Source organism: Pedobacter sp. BAL39 (assembly GCF_000170795.1).
In the GTDB taxonomy this organism is placed as follows: Bacteria; Bacteroidota; Bacteroidia; order Sphingobacteriales; family Sphingobacteriaceae; genus Pedobacter.
In genome coordinates this window covers 17281-30709 of the sequence record NZ_ABCM01000023.1, presented here as the reverse complement: position 1 = coordinate 30709, position 13429 = coordinate 17281, and the positions used below count along the sequence as shown (strand labels likewise).

16 protein-coding genes are annotated in these 13429 nt (G+C 41.5%); 9 read left to right on the top strand and 7 right to left on the bottom strand.

What is annotated here, in order from left to right:
* Nucleotides 1-4: 4 nt before the first annotated feature.
* Nucleotides 5-481, top strand: coding sequence for an ATP-binding protein (locus PBAL39_RS21590; protein WP_008245634.1), 477 nt, complete (start codon nt 5-7; stop codon nt 479-481).
* A 12-nt stretch (nt 482-493) separates the two neighbouring features.
* On the top strand, nt 494-1342 hold the full coding sequence (locus PBAL39_RS21585) for a GIY-YIG nuclease family protein (RefSeq protein ID WP_008245632.1): 849 nt from the start codon (nt 494-496) through the stop codon (nt 1340-1342).
* A 480-nt stretch (nt 1343-1822) separates the two neighbouring features.
* Here PBAL39_RS21585 and istB read toward each other — a convergent pair whose 3' ends face one another.
* The 3 genes from istB to istA are packed head-to-tail and all read right to left on the bottom strand — an operon-like array spanning nt 1823 to nt 4134.
* A complete protein-coding gene (gene istB, locus PBAL39_RS21580) occupies nt 1823-2560 on the bottom strand; it encodes an IS21-like element helper ATPase IstB (protein WP_008245629.1) in 738 nt (245 codons plus the stop codon).
* A gap of 21 nt (nt 2561-2581) precedes the next feature.
* Nucleotides 2582-3091, bottom strand: a complete 510-nt coding sequence (locus PBAL39_RS25760; protein WP_232282994.1) for a transposase — start codon at nt 3089-3091, stop codon at nt 2582-2584.
* Complete coding sequence (gene istA / locus PBAL39_RS21575; RefSeq protein WP_008245626.1) at nt 3046-4134, bottom strand: IS21 family transposase; 1089 nt, start codon at nt 4132-4134, stop codon at nt 3046-3048. Before istA ends, PBAL39_RS25760 begins: the two co-directional genes overlap by 46 nt.
* A gap of 285 nt (nt 4135-4419) precedes the next feature.
* Here istA and PBAL39_RS24875 point away from each other — a divergent pair, with 285 nt between their 5' ends.
* Nucleotides 4420-5217, top strand: coding sequence for an Imm63 family immunity protein (locus PBAL39_RS24875; RefSeq protein ID WP_008245625.1), 798 nt, complete (start codon nt 4420-4422; stop codon nt 5215-5217).
* Nucleotides 5218-5349: 132 nt separating this feature from the next.
* Here the strand turns inward: PBAL39_RS24875 and PBAL39_RS21565 are convergent, their stop codons facing one another.
* Together PBAL39_RS21565 and PBAL39_RS21560 are read right to left on the bottom strand one after the other, a co-directional pair.
* Nucleotides 5350-6213: an SDR family oxidoreductase gene (locus PBAL39_RS21565; RefSeq protein WP_008245624.1), complete on the bottom strand. Its 864-nt coding sequence runs from the start codon at nt 6211-6213 to the stop codon at nt 5350-5352.
* 81 nt (nt 6214-6294) lie between these two features.
* A complete protein-coding gene (locus tag PBAL39_RS21560) occupies nt 6295-6864 on the bottom strand; it encodes a Crp/Fnr family transcriptional regulator (protein WP_008245623.1) in 570 nt (189 codons plus the stop codon).
* A gap of 170 nt (nt 6865-7034) precedes the next feature.
* Between PBAL39_RS21560 and PBAL39_RS25640 the strand changes: the two genes are divergently transcribed.
* Nucleotides 7035-7268: a hypothetical protein gene (locus PBAL39_RS25640; protein ID WP_008245622.1), complete on the top strand. Its 234-nt coding sequence runs from the start codon at nt 7035-7037 to the stop codon at nt 7266-7268.
* 159 nt (nt 7269-7427) lie between these two features.
* A complete protein-coding gene (locus tag PBAL39_RS21550) occupies nt 7428-8450 on the top strand; it encodes an LLM class flavin-dependent oxidoreductase (RefSeq protein ID WP_039867397.1) in 1023 nt (340 codons plus the stop codon).
* Nucleotides 8451-8483: 33 nt separating this feature from the next.
* Here the strand turns inward: PBAL39_RS21550 and PBAL39_RS21545 are convergent, their stop codons facing one another.
* Nucleotides 8484-9080, bottom strand: a complete 597-nt coding sequence (locus tag PBAL39_RS21545; RefSeq protein WP_008245620.1) for a Crp/Fnr family transcriptional regulator — start codon at nt 9078-9080, stop codon at nt 8484-8486.
* A gap of 248 nt (nt 9081-9328) precedes the next feature.
* On the opposite strand from PBAL39_RS21545, the gene PBAL39_RS21540 reads away from it, so the two are divergent.
* From PBAL39_RS21540 to PBAL39_RS21525, 4 genes are all read left to right on the top strand, one after another.
* A complete protein-coding gene (locus PBAL39_RS21540; protein ID WP_008245619.1) occupies nt 9329-10210 on the top strand; it encodes an AraC family transcriptional regulator in 882 nt (293 codons plus the stop codon).
* A 66-nt stretch (nt 10211-10276) separates the two neighbouring features.
* Nucleotides 10277-11011 (top strand): SDR family oxidoreductase, encoded by a 735-nt coding sequence (locus PBAL39_RS21535; protein ID WP_039867415.1) that lies wholly within the window; start codon nt 10277-10279, stop codon nt 11009-11011.
* Nucleotides 11012-11036: 25 nt separating this feature from the next.
* Nucleotides 11037-11363, top strand: coding sequence for a hypothetical protein (locus tag PBAL39_RS21530; protein WP_008245617.1), 327 nt, complete (start codon nt 11037-11039; stop codon nt 11361-11363).
* A gap of 164 nt (nt 11364-11527) precedes the next feature.
* Nucleotides 11528-12019 carry a hypothetical protein gene (locus PBAL39_RS21525; RefSeq protein WP_008245616.1) on the top strand — a complete coding sequence of 164 codons (492 nt, stop codon included), beginning with the start codon at nt 11528-11530 and terminating at the stop codon, nt 12017-12019.
* Between the two features lie 6 nt (nt 12020-12025).
* On the opposite strand, the gene PBAL39_RS21520 is transcribed toward PBAL39_RS21525, so the two are convergent.
* Complete coding sequence (locus tag PBAL39_RS21520) at nt 12026-13333, bottom strand: NAD(P)/FAD-dependent oxidoreductase (protein WP_008245614.1); 1308 nt, start codon at nt 13331-13333, stop codon at nt 12026-12028.
* Nucleotides 13334-13429 lie beyond the last annotated feature (96 nt).

The following is a 13429-nucleotide window of genomic DNA, read 5'->3' as shown; positions in this document are numbered from 1 at the left end:
ATATATGAGACAAGATCGCTTAGCTATACTTATAGTAGGGAATCCTAATTCAGGAAAAACAACTACACTCAAACATTTTTGTAACGAATATAATAAACCACATACGGTATCTACTTTCAAACAAGGATGGAGATACTCTATAACTCCTTTTGCTGATAAATATTTTGGTGTAAAAATCGTGGCATATTTTTTACCATCTTCCAGAACAGAAAGAGCAATGCCACTGAAAGAAACTTTTGATTCTCTTGATTGGTGGCCAGACTTTTTATTTATGGCAGAGCAATTGAATGGTGCTGAATATGCAAATACTATTAAAACCTTAAGAGAAAAGGACTACCATATTAAAGAGTTTGTTCTTGATAACAATAATCCGGATACTATATGGAATTATTATGACCCTGCAGATGAAAGCCTATTTTTACAATACAGAAAAGAAGCAATTGCAGAGTATGTACGCCAATTTATTTTAGCAAGAATATAATCTCTAATTCAAATGAACACTTTTGGAAAAACCATACGATTATTTTTAGTAGATGGGACTGCTAATGGTCTTACGACAGCAGAATTGAGTAACTGGACGGGGGTAGGCATTAAAGTACCTCGCATTAAAATCAAAGAATATAGTAACCGTCCAGAATTTCAAAAGCCTGGTGTTTATATTCTGATAGGTAAAGGAGAAAATAACGAAGATGCCGCCTACATTGGCGAAGCCGAGGTAATTGCTAATCGTTTGTTTCAACAAATCTCTGATAAAGATTTTTGGAATGAAGCTATCTTTTTTAGCAGTAAAGACAAATATCTGAATAAAGCGAGTATAAAATATTTGGAGAACCGTTTGCATGACTTGGCCCTGAAAGCTAATAGGTATTCTATCGATCAAAATATCCCTACCAGATCTGAATTATCAGAAGCAGAGCAGGCAGAGTTGGAAGAATTTTTGGCACATATAAAAATCCTTACCGCCACTTTGGGACACAAGTTATTTGAAGCCTTGGATGAAACTATTGAAGATAAAGAAGTACAAAATCAACTCTTTTATTGTCGAAATGGAGCGGGAGCTGACAGCAAGGGAAGCCCATCTACAGAAGGCTTTATTGTTTATAAAGATTCACTATTTATGGTTCAAGAACAACCTTCTTTAGCTGAGGGTATTCACCTTGAAAGACAAAAAATGCTAAGTGATGGAACTTTGAAAACTGAAGGAGCATTTTATCTGCTTACAAAAGATTATGTATTCACATCACCATCTCGGGCTGCCGCTGCAACACTTGCCAGATCAGCAAGTGGTCCTTTGGAATGGAAAACAGCTGAAGGTATTCAGTTGAAGTTTTTTGACATCTAAAATTAGATCGAACGCATAAACTAAGAAATTATGTCATACTATAGCCTTACTTTGGAGCTTAAAAAGTAAAACTATAGTATGGCTATTTAATTTGACAAATGCTTAAATGGGCTAAATGAAGGAAATTGTTAGTGAGATTGGAGTATATTACTGTAACCTGCTTTCGTTATGAATTAAAAATCATTCATTAGTATCTATTTTAAGCTTTAATGCGTTATATTTCATTCAAAAATAAAGTTTTAAAAAACCAAATAATCATCATTTTCGGAGGTCAATTTTCTTAAATCTTCCAAAAAATGGTTCGAAAATTGTCCCGACAGGACGACACAATGCTAACAAGCTTCGAAACCCCTTGAAATCTAAGATTTAAGGGGTTTTTTGTTTTTCCTTAAATTTTGGGTATTTCGGCGTGATGGTGCCAGTGATTTCGGTCAAACCGTGCCACTTAAAAGATCATACAATGATATAAAAAAGCTGGGATTATTCCTTTTTCAATATTCCTTTTCTGAGGGATTCACCTTTCAGATCAATCCTGTGTGAGGAGTTTACAATCCGATCCAATATTGCATCTGCAATAGTTCCTTCACCACCGATAATTTCGTACCATGCCGAGACTGGTATTTGTGAGGATATGATAGTTGATTTTTTACCATGCCGGTCGTCTATAATATCCATCAGTGTTTCCCGGTCCTGGTTATCGAAAGCCTGCAGTCCAAAGTCATCCAGTATGAGCAGATCCATTTTAGTTAGTTTTTCCAGTTCCTTGAGGTAGGTTCCATCAACTTTGCTCAATTTCAGCTTTTTGATCAGCCTGGCGGTTACTGTATAGAGTGTTTTTACTCCAGTAAGACATGCCTGATGTCCAAGGGCCTGTGAGAGATAGCTTTTGCCTGTGCCGCAGGCGCCACATATAATGATGTTCTCCTTTCTCATTGTAAAGTCCAGTGTGCCAAGTCGTGCAAACATGTTCTTGTCCAGATTTCTTTCACTGGCATAGTTTATATCGGCAAGACTGGCGTTCTGCCTAAAGTTTGCCAGTTTCAGCAACCGATCAATTTTGTTGTTCTCGCGGTCTTCCCACTGATGGTCGGTCAGTAGTGCCAGGTATTCATCGCATGTGATGCCTTCAAACCTGTTTTCCTTTACATACTGTTGGTGTAATTGAGCCATCGCCCCAAGGCGCATGTTACGTAGTTTTTCAACTGTCTGATTATTCATTGTTGTGATTTTTGATTGTCTTTATTGGTAAGCGGAAGCACCGCGTATGTTGTTATGAAAAGGTATATGTGGTTTTATGGTATCGGGTTGCTCATCAATAGCGGGCAGTCTGTCCATATTATTTTTCAGGATGTTCTTTATGCGCAGGTAAGAGCAGCTATCTGTTGCCAGAGCTCTTTTGCAGGCATTATTGAGCCGCTCAGAGCCATAGGAACGGTTCAAATGAATAATGCCCAAAGAGCGCTTATAGCTTATTTCCGGGTAATCCTGCGAGGCCAGTACTTTTTCTATGCATGCCAAAACATATTCACCATGTGGCAACGCTTTTTTCCTGAAGAACTCAGGGCTCCAATCCGAGTAGAACTTATGTGTGCTGCTCAAGTGATCTGTGTTAGTGATGTAGCTACCTTTATTCAGGTTACGCTGATGCAGGGCAATCCTCTCATGATTATAATAGATCTCAATACGACTCTTGGTGTAGTGGATCATGGTCTCCTTTCCAATATATCGGTAGGAACACTGTAATAACATTTGTCAGGAGAAAAGTATGCGTAACCCATCTTCTGCACCTTGGCCCTTTTATAGTCTTTCATTTCATAGGTACTGGGTGGTAGCTCTTTTAGATACTGACGTTCAATACTTTGGAAGAGTTCAATACGGCTGGATTCTTTTCGTTTGAACAAAAGCGTGTTGTAACACTCCAATAAGACAGCAATTTCCCTGTTAAGATCTTCCAGAGAAAAGAAGGTCATTTCCCGTAGAGGATAATAAATACGCTGGTAGACCAAATGCACCGCATTCTCAACCAGCGCCTTGTCCTGGGGAGCGTAACTACGGGTGGGGTTGATAACACAATTATAATGGCGGGCAAAGTCTTTAAAGCTACGGTTGATATCGGCCTCGTATTTACTCGATCTGTTAACTGCGGACTTAAGGTTATCCGATACAATCGCTTTAGGCGATCCGCCATAGAAACGTAAGGCATCAGCACAACATGATAGCATGTCTTCGCGTTTTTGGCTCATACATGCCTGAACATAAGTGTACTGGCTGCAGGGAAGTATGGCTACAAATACTTCCACGGGAACAATCTCCCCGGTCTGCTTATCGATGATCTGCAGCTTTTTACCGGCAAAGTCTATGAACATTTCTTCGCCAGCCAAGTGCTGAAGTTTCATTGACCCTTTTTCTTTAGGATACTTGCGGCGAAAATGCTCAAGGAACTGCGTATAACTGTAAGGTTCTGCCGCCAGCTCAACATATTGCTGATAATGATACAGGAAGGTAAAACCGGGATGGTTCCGGGCCTTGTTGACCCCCTCAAAATAAAGCATGAGCTCATTGTGGCGAATGGTGTCCAGGGTGGTATGTGATGAGAACAGTTCGGATAAGGCAACCGTATCAAACCCCAGAAGCTCCTGACATGAATAGTCGCTACCAGCAAATAGTTGCATATAGGTGTTGACAGTGTTACGGGAAATACCGAGAACAGAACCTATTTTACGGTTACTGTAACCCTCCAGATGTAATGTGAGTATTTGTTTTAAGTCCATCGGATCAAGTTTGTTGGCCATATCGCTGTATTTAATAGCGAAAAGGTAATTCTTTCTTGATCTTTTAAAGTGGCACAGTTTGAACCGTAAAAACCGATAAATGGATGAAAATTTAAACCACCAAAGTGGCATCATTTAAACCGTAATCGCTGGCACTAACAGACCGAAATAGCTGGCACCATTCGAACCGTAATATCCAAATTTGTCCAGATCAATAACTTTCAAGGAAAATGTGCCCTATTCGGTGCCTAGGTTTCTAATATTTATATTAGGGCACAGATATTTTTCTGTTATGATGTCAATTTTATGGTAAACGATTCGCTTGAAAAATTAAAGAAAAAAGTTGAAGAACTAGCGTTCAAAATAAATGCCCCGTCAAACCTACTGCCGGAATTTGGACGGGAAATTTGGAATGCACCCCGTAATGTCCAGGTAGACGGCTTTGGGTTTATGCATTATTTTATTTTTGAGGACTGTCAGGAAATTGAAAGAAGGATAACCAACGAAATCGATGAAATACTTTATTGGATTTTCGCGGATGTTACTCTTTCTATGGCAATTAATTATGAGCGTCACCATAGGGTTCAACGACAGGATTTTAGAAGAGTAAGATTTGACAAACAGGAAGAGTTACTTGGAAAACTTAGCCAGAAATGGAAAGACAAAGAATATGCAGAACATCAACGTTTGTTGACATCATATCCTTTTGATGACCTGGCAAGACCAGATTCCAGAAAGAATTTTGAAGATTTTTATTGTCATGTCAGAAATGAGTTTTCACAGATTGGACTGTTAAATGCCTGGACTAGATATGACTGGAGCTTGGGAGGCAATGAGAATAGTTTCATAATGTCGGAACTTTGTATGGAAATGGCAGGTTGGGTATCGAAAGGCAGTCAAACGGATACTAAGTGTTTTATGGATATCATTGAGCAGTATCTGACAGATGGAGATATTGCCCTTATTTCCATGATTTACACAGATTTCCTGGTCGCGATTGTAGAATTGAAATCGAATGAAAGAGATGTGATTAAGGGGATGATGGGAGTGGAAACTAGGACTCATTATCAAAACCTATTAAATTTATATAGCGAGAACGATTAATGGTAACGTTCCGAATTCCTTTTCAGGGATGAAAAGCTGCTGATTTTAAAGCAGCCTTTCTACCATTCAGTTTGAGAAAAAACAATCTTTCCTGCGGGCGGGTGACCTCTTTAAGAACGCAAAAAACTCACTTTATGTCAACAGGTCTTTCAATCCGAATGCGGCAAGAACTTTTGCATATTCAACATTTACTGCCTCATTAGCCCTTTCAACAATTTCTCCTGTGGATGAATCAACGACCGTTCTCAGTGGCCTTTGTCCTTTTGGTAAATTGATCAGGTTGATCACTGCATCTGCTACATCCTGTGGGTTAGGTTTCGCAGTTTCAAATATTTGACCAATGGCACTAAACATCTTATCTGGAAATTCAGCTATCGCTTTGTAATCCTCAACAACCGATGGATCAGAGCCCAGTTGAAGCTTCTGGGACATTTCAGTAGGAAAAGCCCCCGGTTGAATAATGGCTACATCCACACCTAACGGACGTAATTCATAATGCAAGCCTTCACTTAAACCTTCCAAAGCGAACTTCGACGCAGCATATACTGCTGAAAAAGGAGCTGAGAACCGTCCCCATCCACTTGAAACATTGATGATTAATCCTTCTGATTGTTTGCGCATAGCCGGTAATGCCAATTTCATCAACCTCCATGGTGCGATTACGTTGACGTCAAACATCCGTTGGACATCGGCAGGAGTAGCGCTCTCGGCCACGCCAAACATTGAAATCCCTGCGTTATTCACCAATACATCAATTGTCCCTTCTGTAGCTATAACGGTGTCAATAGCGTTTTTTACACTTGTTTCATCGGTGAGTGTCACATCCAGAACCGTAACATTCGCTACCTGGGCCAACGCTTTTGCCTTATCAGCATTCTTTCCAGCAGTATCTCTCATGGTAGCATAAACTTTATGCCCCAAAGCTGCAACACTATTGGCAGTAAGCCATCCGAAGCCACTGTTTGTTCCTGTGATTAATACGACTTTTTTGTTCATCTTTTTTTCGTTGATTAAAATAATGATACAAATGTTGTGGTATAAAAAAGGAAACCGTTTACCAATTGGTAAAAAGTGATGTTAACGGATGTTTTTCCTTATCCTGCTCAATGACTGCTGAGTAATTCCCAGGTAAGAAGCGATATAAGAAAGGGGAATGCGGTTAACCAGCGTCGGGAATTTTTCAATGAACGATAAGTACCGGGTGGTTGCATCTTCAGAAACCAGGGGACTTCTCCTTTCTATCGTTTCCATTAAACATTTTCTGACCATCTTGACTTCAATCTTATCCCAGCCGACTATTGTGTTTGAGATGTCGTCCCAGTCTTTTTTCGAAAATACCAGCATCTTACAGTTAGTAACTGCCTGTACATATTCGGATGCCACTGCCTGTATTTCAAACTTTTGATAATCCGTCACAAAACTGTTATCCTCAATAAAATAGTTCGTGATTTCTTCGCCTTTATTGTTATAATAGCAAAAGCGAAATATGCCCTCAAGAACAAATCCAACCTGCTTTGGAACCTTTCCTGCTTCAGAAAAATATTCGTCTTTATGAAGTTCAAGCCTCGTTGCTTTGCTCAAAATGAAGTCGATCTGTTGTTCATTCAGATTACCAAACTGCAGGATATAATCAGTAAAAGCTTTCATGTGTGAAAGATAGCGTTTATTGTAAACAAGAAATTTACCATATGGTAAAAAAGGTCATCGACATTTATCTACGCTTTTTTTCGACATAGGTCATCTTCAACTTTTGCGTGATAGTCGAACTTTGCTTCATCAATTATTTTTTTAGTTCTATATCATCTAACTATCAAATCATGTCAAAAAATGGAAAAGCAGGTCTTGAGGCCTTATTGCTTCCCGAAGACAGTATTGTCGTATTAATCGATCACCAGCCTTTCCAGTTCACAAACCTGGACAGCCACGATCCATCCGCAATGATCAATGCTGTTGCCGGATTTGCCAATATCCTCGTAGAACATGGCGGTACAAGAGGTGTAGCATTTGCCTGGGAACAACAACTGTTGAATACCCCTGTACCCGCAGAATAAATTATTCTCCAGCAAGGTGGCATCTTGATTGGTATCAAGATGTTATTTGTTTGTTATATGAAAAGATCTCTGAATCCATCGGAGGTAACAATAATAAGAAATTGTAAACAACAGTAAATCGTAAACAATAGTAAGTCATAAACTAAAAAAGAAGATAACATGGAAATAGGTATAGATAGTTTTGCTTCGGCAATGTACGGAAGTAAGGCTTTAAGCAGTGAGGCAGCAATGGAGCAACTGTTGGACAGAATAGTCGCTGCGGATGAGGCCGGCCTGGATATTTTTGGCATTGGCGAGCATCATAAGAAAGAATTTCTGGACTCCGTTCCTGCTGTGATACTTGCAGCGGCAGCGGCCCGCACTAAAAATATCCGGTTGACCAGTGCTGTGACTGTACTCAGCACCTCAGATCCTGTCCGCGTATTTCAAAGTTTCGCAACGCTGGATATTATTTCCAAAGGGCGTGCGGAAATGGTGGTTGGCCGGGGCTCCGCAATAGAAGCATATCCTTTATTTGGGTTTGACCTGAACCAATATGATGCGTTGTTCAAGGAAAAACTGAACCTGTTGCTGCGCCTGCGTGAAGATGAATTCATCACCTGGTCTGGAAAATTCAGACCTGCATTAACAAATCAGCCCGTATATCCACGGCCTTTACAGGAAAAAATACCTGTATGGCTGGGAGTAGGAGGTACACCTGAATCATTTGTACGCGCAGGAATGCTGGGACTTCCCCTGATGGTTGCCATCATAGGTGGCGAGACTGAACGCTTTAGGCCCTTGATAGACCTATATAGGAGATCTGGCAAGGAAGCAGGATTCAGTCCGGAGGAGCTTAAAGTCGGACTGCATTCACCGGGTTACGTCGGCGACAACGACCAGTCTGCAGAAGCCGATTATTACCCGGGATATGCTGAATTGTGGACAAAGTTAGGGCATGAGCGGGGATGGCCGCCGGTAACAAGAAGACAGTTTGAAGATCTGATTGCGCCTAAAGGTGTACTCGTTGTGGGGGGGCCGGAAAAGGTAGCTGAGAAACTGCTGAGACATAGCGAAGCCCTTGGTGGTGTAGACCGCTTTACCTTTCAGATGGACAATGCAGGCCTTAGTCACCAACAGCTCTTAAAGTCCATTGACTTGATCGGCACCAAGGTGATACCACTGATCAGACCAGGCGCCTAAGGATTTCTACAATGTCATGTACGCCAAAATAGATTATGCCTGGTTGGCCTTGACTCTTTTTCTGATCCTGCTGAGTGAGGGATTGGTGATACCCAGAAAGGAAGATATGTGGTAAGCTGGAATGCGCTCTATGATATTCGGGTGTTCTTCAAGCAGCCTCAAAAACCTTTTTTCATGGGACAAAAACAGGAACTCCTCAGCCCGGGATTGGGCATAGGCAAAAAATGTTTCCGCCAGCAGCCTGCCGAATTTGCCCCAGTTCAGGTTTCTTTCATAAAGACTATTGAGGTCCTGGTAGGAAATGAAAATAACTTCGGAATCTTCCATCGCTTCAATAAAATACCAGCAAGGGTTCTGGGAGATGAAACTTCTGAAAGAGACTACAAACTGATTTTCTGAGAAGAAGAAGAGATTTTTCTCTTCTTCACCCTCGGGGTCTCTGTAATAAATGCGGAATATGCCTTTGACGATTAATCCGAGGTCATTACAGACCATACTCTGCATGTTGAAGAAATCCCCCTTAGCAATCTTTCGGGGTTTCCAGAAAGCTTTGCTCTCGGCGATGTCCTGGTCAGTTAATGCTGCGAAACTTTTTAAATGCTGTTGTAATAGCTCATTGTGATCACTCATGACAAAATGTTTTTATAGGTAAATATAGGCATGACGTCATTACGGTCAGGATGGACAAAGTACGGAATTGGAATCCTATTATTTCTAACTCAAGGTAAAATCCGCTGTAAATGTAATCTTAGGCTTCGTGGCGCTGTTTTTATAAATATTGCGCTATCGGCAGTCAATAACAGCGACTATAAAATGACAAAACAGAGATCTCAAATTGTAGACTGTAATGGTATATTTGAGTACATTGATCGCGACAGATGGAGGAGACAAAAGGACTACTGGAGAAAATCAGGCAACATGATAAACTATCCATTGCACTCAACAAAGACTGCAAGATTGCTTTACCAGATGACGTAATGGAGATTTTAGTCAAGCCTCACAGACTTTCCTTTTATTATTTTCAGTACATAGATGTGGGTTCGGCAATTTTTAAGACAGACCTGGAGGAATTTACGATCAGGGATGGTCAACTCGCTTTCGGCGTACCTAACCAGATCATCACGAAACTTCCCTACGATAAAAGCATGCTTCATTATGCACTTTCGTTTGATGAACAGACGTTGACACTGCTGCCAGGATCCTACCCCTTTCTCGGTAATCCATTAAATGCGAACTCGATCACATTTGATCCGATGGCACAGGAAAGGGTGAAGATCATCTTGCTGACGTTGTTTCAACTGCTCCACTTTTCCAAAATACAAAGAAAGGCCGAGGTGATCCTGGCATACCTGCATACCCTGATGACGGAATTCAATAGCGCCTATTTTGAGGAACATAAAGGACGGGAAATGCTATCTAATTCCAGGATTTCCAAATACATTGCCTTTAAACTTGCGGTGGAGACCAACATGACTGAACAGCATGATGTAAACAACATCGCGGAAAGCCTTGCAATGACCTCCAATAGCCTTTATCGCACGGTAAAAGAATTTTCAGGCGTTTCCCCTAAAGAATGGATCACCAACAGGCTGATGCTGGAAGCTCAGCGTAAACTGCAATATTCCACAATTTCCGTTAAGGAGCTGGCCTATAGCCTTGGCTTTAATGATCCGGGGTATTTTTCGCGACTTTTCAAAAAGAATACGGGTAGAAGTGTCAGCAGTTATCTTGCAGAGTTGCAGGATTTGTCCCGCAATTAAGTCGATTTGTCCTCAGTAGTCGGTGCTGACCTTGACTACCTTCGCTTCATCAAAAAGAGAAATCAGATGAAAACAGCATTAGTCACCGGTGCCAATAAAGGAATTGGCTTTCAAATCGTAAAACAACTCGCAGAAAAAGGTTTTTTTGTTTATTTAGGTTGTCGCAATCCTGAAAAGGGCTTGTCAGCAGTTGAAAAACTTAAGGCCGATGGTATTGAACATATAGAAGCCATCCAGCTCGATGTAACTAGTCAGGCATCGGTAGATGCAGCCCGGGAGCTGATCGGTACGAAAACAGACACATTGGATGTACTGATCAACAATGCAGGGATCTCAGGAGATTTCCAGCAATCTGCATTGGCATCAACAGCTGATCAATATCAGTTGGTTTATGATACCAATGTGTTCGGCGTAGTAAGAGTTACACAAGCATTTATCGACTTACTGAGCAAATCAGCGGAACCCCGGATTGTGAATGTGAGTACCGCAATGGCATCGCTTTCACAGGCCTCAGATCTGGATAACGCGAACTATCCGAAACGATATGTTGTTTACCAATCTTCCAAATCCGCGCTTAATATGTTTACCGTAAATCTTGCTTTTGAGCTTAAGGACACGTCGTTCAAGGTGAATGCCGTTTGTCCCGGATGGACTCAAACTGATTTCACAGGAAACCAGGGTACAAGTACAGCTGAAGAGGCTGCACAACGCATCATTAAGTATGTGGTCATTGACCAGGATGGACCTACAGGTAAGTTTTTTAGCGAGGAATATTTCGGGGAGAACGTTTGTCCCTGGTAGTTTTAAATGAGTAATTTTGTCGGCTATGAACTTAAAACCATTAAGACCGGGCCGTCAGCTCATGCCTTCTGATGTTAAAAGGTTGGAAGAGATATTACACCAGGAATACAACAGTTCTGAGTTTATCGCCATGTATTACAGTTATCCTCTGAACGACAACCGCCTGCTACTGGAGTACATCATCAACCTTTACGGAAATGACGATCATACCCGGTTCTTCAGGACAGCTTATAAGAAAAATGGAGACTGGTATTTAAGTGCGGATCTGAGAACGCTGACCTATAAAATAGGAACCGAGGATGGTCAAACTGAAGAAATGGCAAAAGTGATTTATGATTACCTCGGGGAATAGAGCTGATTTTTCCATGTAGCACAGTACCTGACAAAAAATGAAGGTTGCTCATGAGGTGACTGCGTAATAAGAATATAAAAACAAGAAATGAAATTTTATAAACGCTATTTTGAAATTGGAACACTATTAGCTGAATATTCATTCAAAATATAGCATCTAAAATTATGCAGATACATCCTTATTGGGGCAATGTCGGACAGGATTGGGCGGGTTTCTCCTCAGACATTACTTTTAATCATTCTTTTTTTCAAGGTTCCGATATAGAGATCTTCCTGGGTGAAGAGTTTGATGAGGATGGTGACGAAATTGAAGAAGCCCCAACCTCCGCGCAACTCGATGGTTTCGCTGCGACCTATCAGCATTTCATGAATAACATGGAAAGCTGTCTGGATGAATTGTGTCAAAAAGCTTTTGAGCGATACCAGCGACTGTATGCACATTATTATGAACATACTGAGGAGTCGGGAGAACCACCGTTAAATGTGGACACCATTGATAAACATGATCCCTATATCAAAGAGCTGATGTACCTTCGTGTGCTGGAAGGTCATACCGTCAAATTGACCATCCGTTACGAATTGGATACCGAACATGGCATGGAATTTCGATTTGAAAATGGACTCATCGCTGCCGTTGGAGGCATTGCGACTACCTGATGTCTTCTAGACGTCCAGAGGCTGAAGTTCCTTTTTAGGTTGTTCCTTTTTTTGCTTTTCCGGTCTGATGATCAGCCTTAATGTTGGATCATTCGTTACAAAACTCCAGAACCAGTTCATCGCCAGCATCCATTTGTTTCGGAATCCTGCGATAGGGATGATGTGGATAAACAACCATACCAGCCATGCAAAGAAACCTTTAAAGAACCCCTTCGGGAGGTCTACAACAGCCTTAAACTTTGCAATGATCGCCATGCTTCCCTTGTCATTGTATTTGAATGGACGTAGTGATTTTCCTTCCGCCATGTTCAGGAAATTATGTGCGAGCAATGCACTTTGCTGAAGGGCTACCTGTGCCAGCTGCGGGTGTCCTTTAGGAAACTGCTCATCGCTTTGCTGCAGGCTGATGTCACCAAGGGCAAATACATTTTCCAGTCCATTTACCTTATTGTATTCATCAACCATAATCCTTCTTCCACGGGCAATTACTTCTTCCGGTAATCCCGGAGCTGGTCTGCCGATTACTCCTGATGCCCAGATGAGCGTAGCTGCAGTGATACTTTGACCATCACCAAATATGACTTTGTCGCCGGTATAGTCCTTCACCGTGGTATTGAGCATAATTTGTACACCCAACTTTGAAAGCACCTGGTAGGCCTCGTCCTGTGATTTTTTTGACATTGGTGCCAGCAGTGTCCCCAACGCATCAACAAGATAAATCTTTCCTACGCCCTTTCTTGCGGTAGGATAGTCTTTTGATACAATATTTCCGCCCATCTCGGCCAGCATCCCTGCGATCTCGACACCTGTTGGCCCGCCACCGGCAATGACCACATTTCCTAATTTCTCTTTCTCCTTGATGTTTTGCGAGCGTGCTGCTTCCTCCAGTTGCAGAAGGACGTGGTTTCTCAATTTTAGTGCATCATCAATGGTCTTCATCGGCATGGACTTCTCTTTCACATTATCCATTCCAAAGTAATTGGTCTCTGTACCCATGGCCAGCACCAGATAATCGTAGTGCAGCGTTCCATTCTCTGTCTCAATATAGTTTCTTTGATGGTTGATCTGTTGCAGCTCGCCCATAAAGAAACTCAGGTTTCTCTTTTCCTGAAACATGCGTCGGAAAGGGTAGGAGATATTGGAAGGTTCTATAAATGCGGTCGATACCTGGTAGAGTAACGGCGGGAAGAAATGATAGTTATTCTTGTCGACAAGTGTCACCTGATAGATGTCGTGATTAGCCAGCTTCTTGGCGAGATTCAGCCCTGCAAAACCTCCCCCAACGATTACGATTCTCTTGATAGATGCTTTCATACTGAGATAACCATTTATCTGGTATAAAGTTTTGTGTACTCCATGTTGTTCATGTGCCGCAATCGTACTATCTTAAGGCAGTTTAGACGAGACGAT

Excerpts from the sequence above, each read along its gene's own strand:
- PBAL39_RS21520 (WP_008245614.1), bottom strand. The coding sequence starts at position 13,333 with ATGAAAGCATCTATCAAGAGAATCGTAATCGTTGGGGGAGGTTTTGCA.
- PBAL39_RS21525 (WP_008245616.1), top strand. The coding sequence starts at position 11,528 with ATGCAGATACATCCTTATTGGGGCAATGTCGGACAGGATTGGGCGGGT.
- PBAL39_RS21560 (WP_008245623.1), bottom strand. The coding sequence starts at position 6,864 with ATGAAAGCTTTTACTGATTATATCCTGCAGTTTGGTAATCTGAATGAA.
- PBAL39_RS25640 (WP_008245622.1), top strand. The coding sequence starts at position 7,035 with ATGTCAAAAAATGGAAAAGCAGGTCTTGAGGCCTTATTGCTTCCCGAA.
- PBAL39_RS21545 (WP_008245620.1), bottom strand. The coding sequence starts at position 9,080 with ATGAGTGATCACAATGAGCTATTACAACAGCATTTAAAAAGTTTCGCA.
- PBAL39_RS21590 (WP_008245634.1), top strand. The coding sequence starts at position 5 with ATGAGACAAGATCGCTTAGCTATACTTATAGTAGGGAATCCTAATTCA.
- PBAL39_RS21540 (WP_008245619.1), top strand. The coding sequence starts at position 9,329 with ATGGAGGAGACAAAAGGACTACTGGAGAAAATCAGGCAACATGATAAA.
- istB (WP_008245629.1), bottom strand. The coding sequence starts at position 2,560 with ATGAATAATCAGACAGTTGAAAAACTACGTAACATGCGCCTTGGGGCG.
- istA (WP_008245626.1), bottom strand. The coding sequence starts at position 4,134 with ATGGCCAACAAACTTGATCCGATGGACTTAAAACAAATACTCACATTA.
- PBAL39_RS21585 (WP_008245632.1), top strand. The coding sequence starts at position 494 with ATGAACACTTTTGGAAAAACCATACGATTATTTTTAGTAGATGGGACT.
- PBAL39_RS21565 (WP_008245624.1), bottom strand. The coding sequence starts at position 6,213 with ATGAACAAAAAAGTCGTATTAATCACAGGAACAAACAGTGGCTTCGGA.
- PBAL39_RS21535 (WP_039867415.1), top strand. The coding sequence starts at position 10,277 with ATGAAAACAGCATTAGTCACCGGTGCCAATAAAGGAATTGGCTTTCAA.
- PBAL39_RS21530 (WP_008245617.1), top strand. The coding sequence starts at position 11,037 with ATGAACTTAAAACCATTAAGACCGGGCCGTCAGCTCATGCCTTCTGAT.
- PBAL39_RS21550 (WP_039867397.1), top strand. The coding sequence starts at position 7,428 with ATGGAAATAGGTATAGATAGTTTTGCTTCGGCAATGTACGGAAGTAAG.
- PBAL39_RS24875 (WP_008245625.1), top strand. The coding sequence starts at position 4,420 with ATGGTAAACGATTCGCTTGAAAAATTAAAGAAAAAAGTTGAAGAACTA.
- PBAL39_RS25760 (WP_232282994.1), bottom strand. The coding sequence starts at position 3,091 with ATGTTATTACAGTGTTCCTACCGATATATTGGAAAGGAGACCATGATC.